Raw genomic sequence first — 16086 nt, 5'->3', positions numbered from 1 at the left:
AATCCGCTTGATATACAAAGACTTAGCTTGCCGCTCGTGGCGGGGTCGGCGATAATGCGCCCGCTTCTCGCGGTCCGCGCCGTCGGGCCGCGCGCCTTTTCCCTGCCAACCAGCGCAAGAAAGATCTCGATGGCCTCCCGTACCGATCTGACCAACGCTATCCGTGCCCTCGCCATGGATGCCGTGCAACAAGCCAACTCGGGCCACCCCGGCATGCCGATGGGCATGGCCGAAATCGCCTTTGCCCTGTGGAACCGCCATCTGCGCCATAACCCGGCCAACCCGGGCTGGGCCGACCGCGACCGCTTCGTGCTCTCCAACGGTCACGGTTCGATGCTGCTCTATTCGCTGTTGCACCTGACCGGCTACGAGCTGTCGATCGACGATCTCAAGTCCTTCCGCCAGCTCCATTCCAAGACCCCGGGCCACCCCGAATACGGCTACGCCCCGGGCATCGAAACCACCACCGGCCCGCTCGGCCAGGGCATCAGCAACGCCGTCGGCATGGCGCTGGCGGAAAAACTGCTCGCCGCCCAGTTCAACCGGCCCGGTCATCAAGTGATCGACCACCATACCTATGTCTTCCTCGGCGACGGCTGTCTGATGGAAGGCATCAGCCACGAAGTCTGCTCGCTCGCCGGCACCTGGGGCCTGGGCAAGCTGATCTGCTTCTGGGACGACAACGGCATCTCGATCGACGGCCATGTCGAGGGCTGGTTTACCGACGACACCCCGAAACGCTTCGAAGCCTATGGCTGGCAGGTGATTGCCGGCGTCGACGGCCACGACATCGACGCGGTCGACGCCGCCATCGTGGCCGCCAAGGCCGAAAGCAACCGCCCGACCCTGATCTGCTGCAAGACCGTGATCGGTCAAGGCTCGCCCAACAAGGCGGGCGGCCATGATGTGCACGGCGCGCCGCTCGGTGCGGCCGAAATCGAGGCCACCCGCGCCCATATCGGCTGGTCGCATGCCCCGTTCGTGGTGCCCGAAGACGTCTACGCCGGCTGGAACGCCCGCGAGGCCGGCGCCGCGCGCGAAGCCGACTGGAACAGCCGCTTTGCCGCCTACCGCGCCGCCCATCCGGAACTGGCCGCCGAGCTCGAGCGCCGTCTGCGCGGTGAACTGCCGGCCAACTGGCAGGAAGTGCGCCGTGGCGCGATCAACAAGATCGCCGAAGCCGGTCAGACCGTGGCGACCCGCAAGGCCAGCCAGATCGCCATCGAAGCCTTCTCGCCGGCACTGCCGGAAATGCTGGGCGGCTCGGCCGACCTGACCGGTTCCAACCTGACCAACTGGTCGGGCTCGAAGTGGCTGACCGACGAAGGCCAGGGCAACTACATCAGCTATGGCGTGCGCGAGTTCGGCATGGCCGCCATCATGAACGGCGTGGCGCTGCACGGCGGCCTGCGGCCTTATGGCGGCACCTTCCTGATGTTCTCCGAATATGCCCGCAATGCGCTGCGGATGGCGGCACTGATGAAGATCAACCCGATCTTCGTGTTCACCCACGACTCGATCGGCCTGGGCGAAGACGGTCCGACCCACCAGCCGGTGGAGCAGACCGCCACGCTGCGCTATGTGCCCAATATGGATGTCTGGCGTCCGGCCGACACCACCGAAACGGCCGTAGCCTGGGCCGAGGTGATCGAATCGCGTCAGCGGCCGGCCAGCCTGATTCTGAGCCGGCAGAACCTGCCCTTCGTGGCCCGCGACGCGGCCCAGATCGAATCGATCGCCCGTGGCGGCTATGTCTTGCGCGAGGCCGACGGCGGCGCGCCGCAACTGGTGCTGATCGCCACCGGCTCCGAGCTCGATCTGGCGCTCAAGGCGCGCGAACAGCTGGCGGCCGAGGGCGTGCGCGTCCGGGTGGTATCGATGCCGTCGACCAATGTGTTCGACCGCCAGGACGCCGCCTACAAGGCCAGCGTGCTGCCGCGCGGCGTGCCGCGCGTGGCGGTCGAGGCCGGAGTGAGCGATTTCTGGCGCAAGTATGTCGGTCTCGAAGGCGAGGGCGCCGTGGTCGGTATCGACACCTTCGGCGAATCGGCGCCGGCGCCGGCGCTGTACAAGCATTTCGGCATCACGGTCGAGGCGGTGGTCGCCGCCGGTCGTTCGCTGCTGTAAGCGGCACTGACCTGAACGGAAACGCCCCAGTCCTGCGCCAGGACCGGGGCGTTTCTGCGTGGTAATGATGACGCGGTGCGGATGATGCAATGTAGTCGCACTCCAGCGCCCGGGCCGGGTAAAATCGCAACTTTGTAGTCATTTTTTCGCAACTACATGCCGTCGCGGTGGTGGTGCGAAAGCCAGCCTCAGGAGAATTCGAGCATGTCCATCCGCCTTGCCATCAACGGCTACGGACGCATCGGTCGCAACGTTCTGCGCGCGCTGTACGAACTAGGTCGCAGCGAAGATTTCAAGATCGTGGCGATCAACGCCTCAGGCGATCTCGCCACCAATGCCCACCTGACCAAATTCGACACCGTCCACGGCCGCTTCAACGCCGACGTCAAGGCCGATGGCGACTGGCTGCGCATCAACGGCGAAAATATCCGCTTCTTCTCCACCCGCAACCCGGCCGAGCTGCCCTGGGGCGACCTGGGGATCGATGTGGTGCTCGAATGCACGGGTGCCTTCACTTCCAAGGCCAAATGCCAAGCCCACCTCGATGCCGGCGCCAAGAAGGTGCTGATCTCGGCCCCAGGCGACAAGGATGTCGATGCCACCATCGTCTACGGCGTCAACCATCAGATACTGACCTCGGCGATGACCGTGGTTTCCAATGCTTCCTGCACCACCAACTGTCTGGCCCCGGTGGCCAAAGTGCTCAACGACCATATCGGTATCGTCAAGGGCCTGATGACCACGGTGCATGCCTATACCAACGACCAGGTGCTGACCGATGTGCGGCACAAGGACCTGCGTCGTGCCCGTTCCGCCACCCAGAGCATCATCCCGACCAAGACCGGTGCCGCTGCCGCCGTGGGGCTGGTGCTGCCCGAACTCAACGGCCGTCTCGACGGCTTTGCCGTGCGGGTGCCGACCATCAATGTGTCGATGGTCGATCTGACGTTCCAGGCTGCCCGTGCCACCAGCAAGGAAGAGATCAACGCCCTGATGCGCGACGCCGCCCACGGCGAGATGAAGGGAGTGCTGGGCTATAACGATCTGCCGCTGGTGTCGATCGACTTCAACCACACCAACGAAGCCTCGATCTTCGACTCGACCCTGACCAAGGTATCCAACGGCGATCTGGTCAAGATCGGCACCTGGTACGACAACGAGTGGGGTTTCTCGGTGCAGATGCTCAACACCGCCCTCGCCATGATGCGCGCCGCCTAAGGCGCAGCGGCCGCATCCGCCCGTAGGCGGGTCGCGGCCACTACGGCGGGCGCCGCTGCTACAGTGCGCCCGTCTTCCACTCCTGCCCGTGAACGCCATGGAATTCACCAAACTCACCGATCTCGACCTCGCTGGCCGGCGCGTGCTGATCCGCGTCGATATGAATGTGCCCGTCAAGGATGGGCGCCTGGGTGACGACACCCGTATCCGCGCCAGCCTCGCCACCATTGAACACTGCCTCGCCGCCGGCGCCGGGGTGATCGCCATGACCCATCTGGGGCGACCCACCGAAGGCCAGATCAATGAAGAGGACAAACTCGCGCCAGTCGCAGAGCGGCTTGGTGAGCTTTTGAACCGTAAGGTGCCAGTAATTCAGGATTGGCGCGGCTATCGGGTCGAGCCGGGTCAGCTGGTGCTGCTGGAAAACGTGCGCTGCAATCCGGGCGAGAAGAAGAACAGTGAGGAGCTGGGTCAGGCTTACGCTGCCCTGTGCGATGTGTTCGTCAACGATGCGTTTGGCACTGCCCACCGCGCCGAAGCTTCGACTCATGCCGTGGCCAGGTTCGCCCCGGCGGCGGCGGCAGGTCTGCTGATGGCGGCCGAGATCGAAGCACTGGGCCGGGCGCTGGCCCAGCCGGCGCGACCGCTGGTGGCGGTGGTGGCGGGCTCCAAGGTATCGACCAAGCTGACCATTCTCGAATCGCTGGCCGACAAGGTCGACCAGCTGATCGTGGGCGGCGGCATCGCCAATACCTTCCTGCTGGCCGAAGGCCACGCCATCGGCAAGTCGCTGGCCGAACCCGATCTGGTCGAAGCGGCCCGCCAGGTGATGGCCAAGCTGCGGGCGCGCGGCGGCGATGTGCCGCTGCCCACCGATGTGGTGGTCGGCAAGCGTTTCGATGCCGCCGAGCCGGCAGTGGTGAAGCCGCTGGCCGAAGTCGAAGCCGACGAGATGATCTTCGACGTCGGTCCGCAGTCGGCCAAGGCGCTGGCTGAGGTGGTGGCCCGCGCCGGTACCGTGGTGTGGAACGGCCCGGTCGGGGTATTCGAATTCGACCAGTTCGGCAACGGCACCAAGGTGCTGGCCGAGGCCATCGCCGCCAGTTCCGCCTTCTCGATCGCTGGAGGTGGCGACACCTTGGCGGCAGTGGCCAAATACGGTGTCACCGAACGGATTTCCTATATTTCCACCGGTGGCGGCGCCTTCCTGGAATTCCTCGAAGGTCGCACCCTGCCGGCGTTGGAAATCCTGGCCGAGCGAGCCTGAGCCCACGATGAACCTTGCCGCTGCACTGCTCGGTCTGCTGTTGGCGCTGACGGCCCTGTTCGGCTGTTCGGACGCCAAGCTGGTGGCGTCCGTTCCGGACAGCGCGGCACCCGCTGCCGCGCCGGCCGGTGCGGCAGCGGCCCAGTCGAGCCGAGGCAGCGGCCGCTATCTGGCGGTGAGCCACCATCTGCTGGTGCAGACCACCGCCGCCCGGATCGAGTCGCTGTACCGCGATATCGAAGCCCAGGCGCTGGCCCTGGGCGGCGAAGTGGTATCGAGCCGTTTCTCGCAGCGCGAAGGCAGCCGGCCCGAGGCCGAGTTGACCCTGCGTCTGCCGCCGGCCCGGGTCGCGGCGTTCCATGCTGCGCTGGCCAAGGGTGGCCGGCTGATCGACAGCCGGCGCGACAGCGAGGACAAGACCGCCGAGGTGATCGATGTCGAAGCCCGGCTCAAGAATCTGACCGAGGCCCGCGACCGGCTGCGCAGCATGCTGGCCACGCCGGCCACCAAGCTGGCCGATGTGCTCGAAGTGCAAAAGGCCCTGACCGAAACCCAGTCGCAGCTCGACAGTCTGGCGGCCCAGCGCAAGGTGCTGGCGCAGTTGACCGAGCTGGAGCGGATCACCGTGCAGCTCCAGGTCGAGCCGTCGGCCCTTGAGCGCAGCGCGTTTGAGCCGCTGCGCGACGCCTGGAATGAAACCGGCCATCTGTTTGCGTCCAGTCTGGCGGCTTTGCTGAGTTTTACGGTGATCACGCTGCCCTGGCTGCTGCTGGGTTATCTGCTGTCGTGGCCGCTGCGGCGTGCCTGGCGGCGTCGGCGTGAAGCCAGACGGCATGCCGGCTGAGCCGTGCCTCCCCGGCCGGCGCTGGCTGGTGATTGCGCTTATTTCCAATTCCTGATCGATCAACCCGTTTTTCCGGAGTGAACCATGCCCCTCGTTTCGATGCGCCAATTGCTCGACCACGCCGCCGAAAACGGCTACGGGCTGCCTGCCTTCAACGTCAACAATCTGGAACAGGTCCAGGCCATCATGCAGGCTGCCGACGAGTGCGACAGCCCGGTGATCATGCAAGGCTCGGCTGGTGCCCGCAAATACGCCGGCGAGCCTTTCCTGCGCCATCTGATTCTGGCGGCCGTCGAAGCCTATCCGCATATTCCGGTGGTAATGCACCAGGACCATGGCGCCAGCCCCGCCGTCTGCATCCAGGCGATGCGCTCGGGCTTCTCCAGCGTGATGATGGACGGCTCGCTCCTCGAAGACGCCAAGACCCCGTCCGACTACGACTACAACGTGCGCGTCACCCGTCAGGTGGTCGAAATGGCCCATGCGATCGGCGTGTCGGTCGAAGGTGAGCTGGGCTGCCTCGGTTCGCTGGAAACCGGCATGGGCGAGAAGGAAGACGGCCACGGCGCCGAAGGCCTGCTGAGCCACGACCAGCTGCTGACCGACCCGGAGCAGGCCGCCGACTTCGTCAAGCAGACCGGGGTGGACGCCCTGGCCATCGCCATCGGTACCAGCCACGGCGCCTATAAGTTCACCCGCAAGCCCACCGGCGACATCCTGGCCATCGAGCGGATCAAGGCGATCCACGACCGCATCCCCAATACCCATCTGGTGATGCACGGCAGCTCCAGCGTGCCGCAGGAATGGCTGGCGGTGATCCGCGAATTCGGCGGCGAAATGAAGGAAACCTACGGCGTGCCGGTCGAGGAAATCGTTACCGGCATCCGCCATGGCGTGCGCAAGATCAATATCGATACCGATATCCGCCTGGCCATGACCAGCTCGATCCGCCGCCATCTGGCCACCCACAAGAGCGAATTCGACCCGCGCAAATTCCTCAAGGACGCCATGCTGTCGGCGCGCGACATCTGCAAGCTGCGCTTCGAAGCCTTCGGTTCGGCCGGTCAGGCCGCCAAGATCAAGCCGATCAGCATGGAAAAGATGGCCGAGCGCTACAAGAAAGGTGAATTGGCTGCCATCGTGCGCTGATCGGGTGCAAATAGAGCCTGTCCATTTAGAGAGTGTCGCCGCCAAGCCTGGCCGGCGCGTCGAGGTCCGGACCCGCGGACACCGAATGGTCTGGACATGCGCTAGCCGTCGGCTTTAATCGCCGAGCCGAAAAAAGCCCGCTTTGATAAGAAGCGGGCTTTTTCTATTGGGTGTCTATTGGGCGCGCGAGCCGATTCTCCCTCTGGAAGAAAAATCAATTATTCGGACTAAATAGCACAAGATAGGTGGCAATGTTTAGGAAAAATATAAAAATAAGTCTTCATATAAATATGACTTCCCATAGGGAGTGGGATAGATAAGCGCCGTGGACCGCTCGGCGCAAGCCCGCGACAGGCTGTCGGCCGAAGCCAGCGGGCCGTGGCTGGCAAACCTTGGTTGGGTGCTATCAAATGCTTGACCTATAACTCGGTGGATATCCACCGACCACCCCCGGGAGTCCTGACTACCATGAAGCGTCGTCTGATCTGTCTGGCCATTGTGGCCGCCCTGGCCCCGGCAGTGCATGCCGGGAAACTCGACGCGGCGCTGTTGGCCGTTCAGCAGCAACCGGCGCTGGCTGGTCGGGTGTTGCCGCAGGCGGCGCTGGCGCGCTCGGCCTTTGCGGCGGAACCCTCGGTGCTGGCGCTGCTGCGCTATCAAGGACGCGGCCTCGAAGCCGCGCGATCGTTGGGCGTCAAGGTGCGCTCGGTATCGGGCGACGTGGCCAGCGTGGAAATTCCGCTGTCCAAACTCAGGCCGCTCACGGCCCTGTCCGAGGTGATCTATATCGAGGCGGCACGCGAGATGCGCGCCAGGTTAGACGCCAGCGTTCCGGCCACCCGCGCCGACACTCTGCGCACCGGCAGCGCACCCAACTGGGGCGGAGTTACCGGCCAGGGGGTGGTGGTCGGGGTGATCGACGACGGGGTGGACTTCCGCCATGCCGACTTCCGCAAGCCCGATGGCACCAGCCGCATTCTCGCCCTGTGGGACCAGCGCGCCAGCGGCACTGCCGGCAGCCCGCCCAGCGGTTTCGACTATGGCGGCGAATGCACCCAGGCGATGATCAATCAGGCGATCAGCGAAGGCGTGAGCTCGATGGCCTGTCGGCAACCGTCGAGCGGCAACCACGGCACCCATGTGGCCGGGATCGCCTCCGGCAATGGCGCGGCCTCGGGCAATAGTCAGTCGAATTACCGCTTTGTCGGCATGGCCCCGATGGCCGATCTGATCGTGGCCAATTCGATCGGCGGTGGCGTCAGCACCGGCAATGCGGTGGTCGATGCGGTCAACTACATCAAGCAGAAAGCCAAGGCGCTCGGTAAGCCGGCCGTGGTGAATCTATCGCTGGGCAGCTACTACGGCGCGCGCGACGGTACTTCCAACTATGAGCGGGCGCTCAGTAATGCAGCCAGTGCCGGGTTTATCCTGGTCGGCGCCGCCGGCAACGAATCGACCGACAAGATCCGCGCCTTCGGCAATATCACCCAGGGCGAGACCGTCACCGTGGGTTACCGGCTGCCGCACGACAAGGCACAGACGGTGGAAATCTGGTATCCGGGCACCAACCAGTATTCGATCAAGATCGTCGGCCCGCAGGCCGAATGCGCCAGCGAAACCCTCGACGCAGGCGGCGGCGTCGTCACCAAAGAGACCCCGTGCGGCCAGTTGGTGATGACTTCGACCGATATCAATCCGACCAATGACGACCGGCAGATCCGGGTCAATTTCAATCCGGGCAGCAGCCCCTTGATGCCGGGCCAATGGTCGATCCAGCTCACCGCCAAGGTGGCAGCGGCAGGCAGCAGCTTCAGCATGGTCGGGGCGGACGATGGCAATAACGGAGTGTTTACCGACCATACCGAGGCGGTGACGCATCAGATTCTGACCGACACGGCGAGCGCCACCCAGGTGATCGCGGTGGCGGCCTATGTCACCAAGACCAACTGGAACAGCCTCAACGGCCCCAGCAGCAACACCAACCACGGTGCGCTCGGCGATGTGGCCGCCTTCTCCAGCCGTGGTCCACGGCGCAATTGCAGCAATCTGGGCAAATGCCCGGCAATCATGAAGCCCGAGATCGCCGCTCCGGGCGCCATGATCATGGCCTCGCTGGCCCATGACGCCAAACGCGACGACAAGACGGTGATCGAGGCCGACGACCAGCATGTGGCCTACAACGGCACCAGTATGGCCACCCCGCATGTCAGCGGGGCGATTGCCCTGCTATTGCAGAAGAACCCCAATCTCACGCCCGATGAGGTCAAACGGGTGCTGTTCAGTAATGTGCAGACCAACCAGTTCACCGGCACGCTGCCGCAGTACAGCCATGGGGTGTTGATGCCGGCCAATCCCAACCATGCCTGGGGCTACGGCATTCTCGACGCCAACCGGGCCTATCAGGCCGTCAATAGCGGTGTGACGCTGGCCAAGATCGAAGGCGTGGCGACCGGGACGTCCGACAAGCTGAGCCTCAAAGCGGTATTCACCCCGCTTAGCACCGACGTCGGCAAGCCGGTCCGGCTGTATATCGCTGCGATGCTGCCGGGCGGGGCGCTGTTCGTGCTCAATAACGGCCGCTGGGAACCGTTCCAGCTGCCGCTGGGTGTCGCCAAGACCGAGACGGCGACCGAGCGGATCGAATTCCCGATCCTGAGCGAGTTCGACGCCCGCCTGCTGGCCGGTATCTCGGTGCTGGCAGGCTATGGGGTCGATGACAACGATATGCTGGTCAATAAGAAGTACGACACCATCTATACCTTCCGCTAAGCCGTCCATGCGCCGCTAGCGCCGCTTCAGGTTCTGAAGCGGCGTTTTCGTTTCCACCTATCGTCGTTCACGCCTGCTTCTCCGTCGTTGGTCGCAAGCCGGTCGCGGCAGCGGAGGCGACTGGCCATACTCCGCTTATCAAATTTCAACCAACCCTTGGAGCCAACCATGTCTACCCTGTCCACCCGCATCGTCCGCTTCAGCGCCGCAGTGCTGTTGTCGCTGGCGGCGCTGGCAGGATTCGGCCACTTCGTCGATCGTTCGATGGACAAACTGGCAGTCGCCATCGGCCCGGTTCTGGAAGCCCAGACGCCCGCCACGGTGAAACTGTCCGGCCTCGAAGGCAGTGGTCAACATGGTTAAGTGGGTCTGATCCGTCGAGGTAGTCATCAAGTAGTGAGCGAAGCAGTACCCGAGGAATAGTTTCAAATCGCTGTCGAATACGTTGGGCCACCGACCTGTCCGGGTCGGTGGCCTAAAATTTGGCGCAGTCGCTGTACCACCGGGCGGTGGGCGGTCCTGTTACGATGCGCCTGACATGGAGCAGGAGAAACGACGATGCGAGTTCCGAGCATGATCTTGCTGACGGCAGCCCTGGCGCTGACCGCGTGTGGCGAGAAGACCGAACTGGGCCAGGGCGGCTCGATCATCAGCGGTTCGGCCGGCAGTGCCGGTACCCGTGGGGCCGCCCGTGAGCTGGTCAAGTGCCAGCAGCCGGTGGCAACGGTGGCCCTGGTCGAAGATCCCAACCGTTATGGCGGCCAGTTGTCGCGCTTCAACCTGCCAGAGTCGCCCTTGCCGCTGTTGCGGCTGCTTATGCAGCAAAGCGGCTGTTTCCGTGTGGTTGACCGCGCTGCCGGTCTGGCTGCGGCCGAGCGCGAGCAGGAATTGGCCGACAAGGGCGTGCTGCGGCCGGGTCAGACCGTGCGTAAACAGCGCGGTATCGAAGCGCAGTACAGCATCACGCCCAATCTGGCCTTCAGCGAAACCAAGGCCGGCGAGCAGGCAGCCGGCATCGCCGGGATGATCCCGGGCCTGGCGGAAATCGCCGGTGCGGTGGCCGGCGTCACCATCAAGGAAGCCCAGGTGGTGCTGTTCCTGACCGACAACGAAACCACCGAGCAGCTCAGCGCCGCCGAGGGCAGTGCGCGGATCACTGATCTCGGTGCCGGCGGTCTGGCGATCGGTGGCGGTGGTGCCGGCGCCCTGGGCTGGGAATCGTCCAACGAAGGCAAGGTCATCGCCGCCGCCATGCTCGACGCCATCAACAAGCTGGTGCCCCAGACCGATGTGCTGGCCCGCAAGTCCATGCCGCCTCCGGTGGCGACCCGGGCCGATGCGGCCAAACCCTGAGTCAGCCATCAAGGCTGTGTCTGCACGGTCCGGTCAGCGCTGACCACCGATCCCACTCAACACCACGGCGCCCCCTCTATCCGGATGGGGCGCCGTTTTTCCATCCTCTGATCGGAAACGAGGAAGAGCCACTACCAGCGTCGCCGCCAAGGCAAGGCATCGACAGCTTGCTTATCCGCGAGTCTGACAGCCCGCCACACCTTGCATGGTCGGCTGGCGGCCGTTTTCATCGGGACGCGGCGGGTTGAACAGGGCCGGGCAGTTGTCTTCGGCATCCTTCACGCCGTCGCCGTCGCGATCATCGGGTCGCGGCTGGCCATCGTACTGGCCGGGCCGTTGCGGCACGCAATCATCGGTCGGGGCCGGGCGGCACAGACGGGCGTCGTCGATGCTGTAGGTCGCCTGGGCCAGCAGTCGTGCCAGCGGCCGTTGCGGATTGGCTCCGCATACCACCCGACTCTGCCCGCACAACTGACGCGGGTCGGTTTCGCAGCGTTCCTGCTTGGCGGTGAGGCGGCTATCCCAGTCGGTCGGGAACATGGCGGCACGTCCACCAATAAACACCGCCAGCGTCTCCCTGAGTGCGGCACCTTCGAGCACCCGGGCCAGGCTATTGGCGCCCTGGCTGTCGATCAGCACCAGATCGGCATTCTCGCCAGGCAGCAAGCGGCCGATCCGACCCTTGAGCCCGACTGCATCGGCGCCACCGGCCGTCGCCATGCGGTGGATGTCGGCCCAGCTCAGCAGACCGTTCAGATTCTGCTGGTTGTAGCGAGCCATGCAGCGCATCTCGTCGAACATCGACAGCGAACCCGACGGCGACCAGTCGGTACCAAGCGCCAGTGTCACGCCGGCGCGGCGCAGGGCGGGAATCGGGGCGGTGGCGCCATACAGTTCCAGATTGGAGCGCGGCGACAGCACCACGGCGACATTCTGCTGCTTCAACCGCTCGATCTGCGCTTCGCTGATGGCGACGCCATGGATAAAGGCATTGGGCGTGGTCTTGCTCTGGAGCGCATCGAGCAGGCAATCGACTTCAAACCGTGCGCCAGGATTCACCCCTTCGCCGACATGCGGCACAAAGGGATTGGCCGGATTGAACTTCACCGCCCCGGCCTGCTCGGCATTGCAAGGCGCGGTGGGGGTGGCGTAAGTGCGGCCGTCGTTGAGCGGGAAGGTATTGTCGATCACCGGCAGACCGGCCGGCACGCCCAGTGCGCCGTCGGCGAGCTTCAGATTGCGGGTGAAGGCGCGGTAGTCCTTGGCTCCCGACAGCGCCGTGGTGCCGCCGAGCAGATGGCGCAGCATGGCGCGTTCGCTGACTTCGGTGCGTACCGTCTCGTCCTTGGGCGCATCGCCCTCGAAACCACGTGCCGAGGCGGCCAGCTGGCGCCATTGATGACGGTGGTCCCAGCGCAGGGTCGGCGCTTGTGGCGGCTGTTGATAGGAGTAATCGATGTGTTCGTGCAGATTGATAAATCCAGCCGAAATCACTGCACCCGGGCAATCGATGCTCACGGCCTGCTCCGTCGGCACCCGACAGGCCACGGCACTGATCCGACCGTCGGCCTCGATCCGGATTTCACCACCCACCAGCAGCTTGCCGTCGCTCAGCACCATCCCCTTGAAGCGCTGCGCCGTCCCGCTGCCGCTCAATTCACAGCGGGCCGCACGACCGGCATAGGCCGCATCGCACACTTCGACCGGATATCCCGCACCATCAAACGCCACACCGGGCTGTGGACGCGGCAACTGGGCACAACCGGCCAGCGTGGCAGCCAGGGTGAGCAGCAGGGACTTGTTCATGGGCGTTTCTCCCTTGAGATGAATAATTTGCTTGTAATTTGGGTGGTGTGAACTTACCGATTTACTAAATTGCTGGCCAGTTACGTCTATACGGCTTTTCGATGATTTGAGATTGAATTTCTTATTGAGGAGAATGCAGAGATTTCCAGGGGAAATCGATGATGGGCTGGAGTTTACTAAAGATCAATGGCTAGCAGATCCCGCTGGAGACGATAAATTGCTGCAATCAGATTGCGGAAGCTGGGTGAACGGTGATTTTCCAGTTTCAAGTATTTTCCAATTTCTCTTGAGCCGGAAACTTTTTCATAGCGCTGCTTGGTCAGTGTTTTAAGTTCATGGCTCGGGCTGCCAAGATAATCAGGAGATCTGAATTTTGAGGAGGATTGCTTCGAGGCTAAATCTCTAATTTTCAGCCCTTGTTCAACTGCCTGGAGATCAGCAAGATAAAAAGTTTCCAACTCTCTGCAGGCGATCCGAACCATACAGTGGGTGCCTTTTCCAGAGGCATGGCATAGGTCAAGCAAGTTCTGTTTTAATTTCTGACATTGCGGGTGGCTATCCTGATCTCGCAGTACGATAAAGCGAGCATGGTGGTTCAGATAACTTCGAATTTTTCGGGTAATCTGCTTCTCCAGATCCTGCTTGCCCTCGAAAGCTATCAGCCGAAAATTAATTTCTTCTGACAATATTCGCGGCAAGAGAGATTCCAACATGGCACGAGCAGAAGGCTCTTCCAGAAGAAACACCAACTCCCTCATTGCGGATCCACTCCCTCAAAGAAACCCTGTTTCCATAGATAACCAAGCTGATCTCCTTCGGCAACATATCTGGCGATCTGCTGATCATCTTGGGCACGCTGGATTTCTGTACGGCCTTCTTTCTTTACCAACCAGCAGACTTCTTCCAATTCCATCGCATTTAAGAAGTCCGGTGAATGAGTAGAGACAAAAACCTGTCCACCTCGATTGGCATAGCTACGAAATTCTTCAGCGAGCTCGGCCATGAGCTTGGGATATAGCTGATTCTCCGGCTCTTCTACACATAACAGTGGATGAGGCTTTGGATCATATAGCAAGACCAGATAAGCAAACATCTTGATCGTGCCATCAGAAACGTAGCGATCAAGAAAAGGTGTCTTGAATGAGCCATCCTGAAAACGTAGCGTTAAATAACCGTCATCCATCAGCTTGGGTTCTACTGAAGTGACTCCAGGTACACGCTCTTTCATCGTATCCAGGATGCGCTGGAAAACCTCCTCGTGCTGTTCATGAAGATAGCGTGCTACAAGGGGGAGATTTTCTCCTGTTTCCGACAAATGCTCATTTTCTCCGGTAGCATCTTTACGTCCACGTGCAGCATTGATATGAAAATCAGAAACATGCCAGTTCTCGATCAATTGACGAAAAGCATTGGCTGCCTTGAACCGCTCGAACTGGCCAAGCCCCTTGATTGCCAAGGTATCAGGGGATACTTTTTGTGTTTCTCGATCCAGTTCCTCATCTGGTTTCTGAAAATCCTCTTCGTTGGTGATTGCATATCCTTCCCCATTGGAGAAATTGAGGAAATGATACGGGCTGCCATAACGACCACGCTTATACTTTAACAGTTCTTTCAGAACTATTGGCGCTCCACCTTGCTCGCCAATTTCTAGCGAGTAAGTGACTAGGCGTTCAACATTGCTGATTTCCATCCGGTATTGAATTTCTATTAGGATGGAATCTTTTTTGGGGTCACAGCCACGGCTGATTACCTCGCCAAACCGTCCACGCTTATCGAGTGCATGGCGTACATTGCCCTTTAAGCAATCGTGCAGAAAGCCGAATACGTCAAATAAGGTGGATTTCCCCGAGCCATTAGCACCGACCACTACCAGAAAGGACGGAATATTCTTCAGGTGGACATTTCGGAATACCTTGAAGTTCTTCAGGCGAATGGATTCGATTTTCATGATGATTTCCTCCACGCACAATGGCTAGGTGCAGGCTGCATGGCTTGAATGATCGGGTAATCTTCAAACTCAGGGAGAATAATTTTTCTGCTATGAGTTCTGGCCATCCGCCACTTATGGCTAGGACTGAAGTCAGCTGATCGCCGCCAGCGTCGCCGTCAACAACTGCCAGCAACGGTCGACCGAAGCGATCTCGACCCGTTCACCCGGTGCGTGGGCGCCACGGATATCCGGGCCATACGACACCATCTGCAGATGCGGGTACTTGGTCGCCAACAGGCCGCATTCGAGGCCGGCATGGATCACCCGGATTTCCGGCTCAGCAGCGAATTCGCGCCGGTAGACTTCGCGCATCAGCGTCAGCAGGCGGGAGTCGGGATCGGGCGCCCAGCCAGGATAGGCCCCGCGCAATTCGGCACTGGCGCCGGCGAGCTTGAGGATGCTGACGATCTGGCCACTCAGGGCCGTGGTGCCCGAAGCGAGCAGCGAGCGCACCATCAAGGTGGCGTCGAAGCGGCCCTCGGCGAGTCTGGCAACGCCCAGATTATTGGAAGTCTCGACCACACCCTCGACCCGCCGGCTCATCCGATGTACCCCGTGCGGCAGGGCGCGCAGCAGGTTGAGCAGGGTAGCCTGATCGGCCGCGACCAGGACCTGGTCGGCACAGTCCGGTTCGAGCCGCACCGTGACGCCGCCATCGACGCCTGCCAGCTCCTCGCGGAATTCGGTCTCGATCGCGGCAATGTCGGCGCGGACCGTTGAGATCGCCGCCGCAGGCAGGCTCACTACCGCCCAGGCTTCACGCGGCAGGGCGTTGCGGGCGGTGCCGCCTTGCAGACGGGCGAGTCGCCAGTCGTGGCCGAGCCGTTCGAGCACCCGGGCCAGCAGCTTGATGGCGTTGCCGCGTTCCAGATGAATATCGCCGCCCGAATGGCCGCCGACCAGGCCCGACACCGATAGCCGCAGCACCTCGTGTCCGGCCGGGATGGCCTCTTCGGCATAGCCCCGGCTCGCCACCACATCGACCCCGCCGGCCGCGCCCAGATAGAAGCTGCCCCATTCCTCGGTATCGAGATTGATCAGCATGGCGCTTTGCAACCAGCCGGGCGCCAGACCGCGCGCGCCGCCCATGCCGGCTTCCTCGTCCACGGTGAACAGCACTTCGAGCGGACCATGCCGGAGTTCGCGGCTATCGAGCACGGCCAGCGCCAGGGCGACGCCGATGCCGTTGTCGGCGCCCAGCGTGGTATCGCGCGCCACCAGCCAGCCATCTTCGATCACTGGGCGGATCGGGTCGCGATGAAAATCGTGTCCGGTTCCTTCGTTCTGCTGGCACACCATATCGAGATGGCCTTGCAGCGCGACGCCGGGGCAGTTTTCCTTACCCGGGCTTGCCGCCTTGCGGATCAGCAGATTGCCGGCCGCGTCGACCTCGTGGTGAAGCTCACGCGCCCTGGCCCAGGAACACAGATGGTCGCGCAACCGCGACTCGTGTTTGGAGGGACGCGGAATCGCGCACAGCGCCTGGAAATGTGGCCAGACCGGATTGGCGTTGGGAAGCGGAAAGGTCATGGGTCGAAGCAGTCGTTAATTAAAATAAAAGGA

At 62.3% G+C, this 16086-nt stretch carries 12 protein-coding genes; 8 read left to right on the top strand and 4 right to left on the bottom strand.

Translation table 11 applies throughout. The features are described from left to right. The first annotated feature begins 129 nt into the window (after nt 1-129). The 8 genes from tkt (at nt 130) to ACFOW7_RS13435 (ending at nt 10727) form a co-directional block, all read left to right on the top strand. Nucleotides 130-2127: a transketolase gene (gene tkt / locus ACFOW7_RS13470; RefSeq protein WP_378165080.1), complete on the top strand. Its 1998-nt coding sequence runs from the start codon at nt 130-132 to the stop codon at nt 2125-2127. Nucleotides 2128-2331: 204 nt separating this feature from the next. Next, nucleotides 2332-3345, top strand: coding sequence for a type I glyceraldehyde-3-phosphate dehydrogenase (gap, locus tag ACFOW7_RS13465; RefSeq protein WP_378165078.1), 1014 nt, complete (start codon nt 2332-2334; stop codon nt 3343-3345). Nucleotides 3346-3442: 97 nt separating this feature from the next. After that, a complete protein-coding gene (locus ACFOW7_RS13460) occupies nt 3443-4612 on the top strand; it encodes a phosphoglycerate kinase (RefSeq protein WP_378165076.1) in 1170 nt (389 codons plus the stop codon). Between the two features lie 7 nt (nt 4613-4619). Then, the gene (locus tag ACFOW7_RS13455; protein ID WP_378165074.1) at nt 4620-5456 is read left to right on the top strand and encodes a DUF4349 domain-containing protein; all 837 of its coding nucleotides are present in this window, start codon (nt 4620-4622) and stop codon (nt 5454-5456) included. A gap of 84 nt (nt 5457-5540) precedes the next feature. Then, nucleotides 5541-6605, top strand: a complete 1065-nt coding sequence (fba, locus tag ACFOW7_RS13450) for a class II fructose-bisphosphate aldolase (RefSeq protein WP_378165072.1) — start codon at nt 5541-5543, stop codon at nt 6603-6605. Between the two features lie 468 nt (nt 6606-7073). Next, the gene (locus ACFOW7_RS13445; protein ID WP_378165070.1) at nt 7074-9374 is read left to right on the top strand and encodes a S8 family serine peptidase; all 2301 of its coding nucleotides are present in this window, start codon (nt 7074-7076) and stop codon (nt 9372-9374) included. A gap of 168 nt (nt 9375-9542) precedes the next feature. Then, nucleotides 9543-9737, top strand: a complete 195-nt coding sequence (locus ACFOW7_RS13440; RefSeq protein ID WP_378165067.1) for a hypothetical protein — start codon at nt 9543-9545, stop codon at nt 9735-9737. A 195-nt stretch (nt 9738-9932) separates the two neighbouring features. Further along, a complete protein-coding gene (locus tag ACFOW7_RS13435; protein WP_378165065.1) occupies nt 9933-10727 on the top strand; it encodes a CsgG/HfaB family protein in 795 nt (264 codons plus the stop codon). Between the two features lie 171 nt (nt 10728-10898). On the opposite strand, the gene ACFOW7_RS13430 is transcribed toward ACFOW7_RS13435, so the two are convergent. The 4 genes from ACFOW7_RS13430 to ACFOW7_RS13415 form a co-directional block, all read right to left on the bottom strand. Then, the gene (locus ACFOW7_RS13430; RefSeq protein ID WP_378165063.1) at nt 10899-12533 is read right to left on the bottom strand and encodes an amidohydrolase family protein; all 1635 of its coding nucleotides are present in this window, start codon (nt 12531-12533) and stop codon (nt 10899-10901) included. A gap of 176 nt (nt 12534-12709) precedes the next feature. Next, nucleotides 12710-13291: a DUF4276 family protein gene (locus ACFOW7_RS13425; RefSeq protein WP_378165060.1), complete on the bottom strand. Its 582-nt coding sequence runs from the start codon at nt 13289-13291 to the stop codon at nt 12710-12712. Further along, on the bottom strand, nt 13288-14481 hold the full coding sequence (locus ACFOW7_RS13420) for an AAA family ATPase (RefSeq protein WP_378165058.1): 1194 nt from the start codon (nt 14479-14481) through the stop codon (nt 13288-13290). Before ACFOW7_RS13420 ends, ACFOW7_RS13425 begins: the two co-directional genes overlap by 4 nt. A gap of 132 nt (nt 14482-14613) precedes the next feature. Continuing rightward, nucleotides 14614-16053: an aminoacyl-histidine dipeptidase gene (locus ACFOW7_RS13415; protein ID WP_378165056.1), complete on the bottom strand. Its 1440-nt coding sequence runs from the start codon at nt 16051-16053 to the stop codon at nt 14614-14616. Nucleotides 16054-16086 lie beyond the last annotated feature (33 nt).

Source organism: Chitinimonas lacunae (assembly GCF_042650885.1).
Taxonomy (GTDB): domain Bacteria; phylum Pseudomonadota; class Gammaproteobacteria; order Burkholderiales; family Chitinimonadaceae; genus Chitinimonas_A; species Chitinimonas_A lacunae.
The sequence above is the reverse complement of the archived record's forward strand: the minus strand, read 5'-3'. Positions and strand labels throughout refer to the sequence as shown.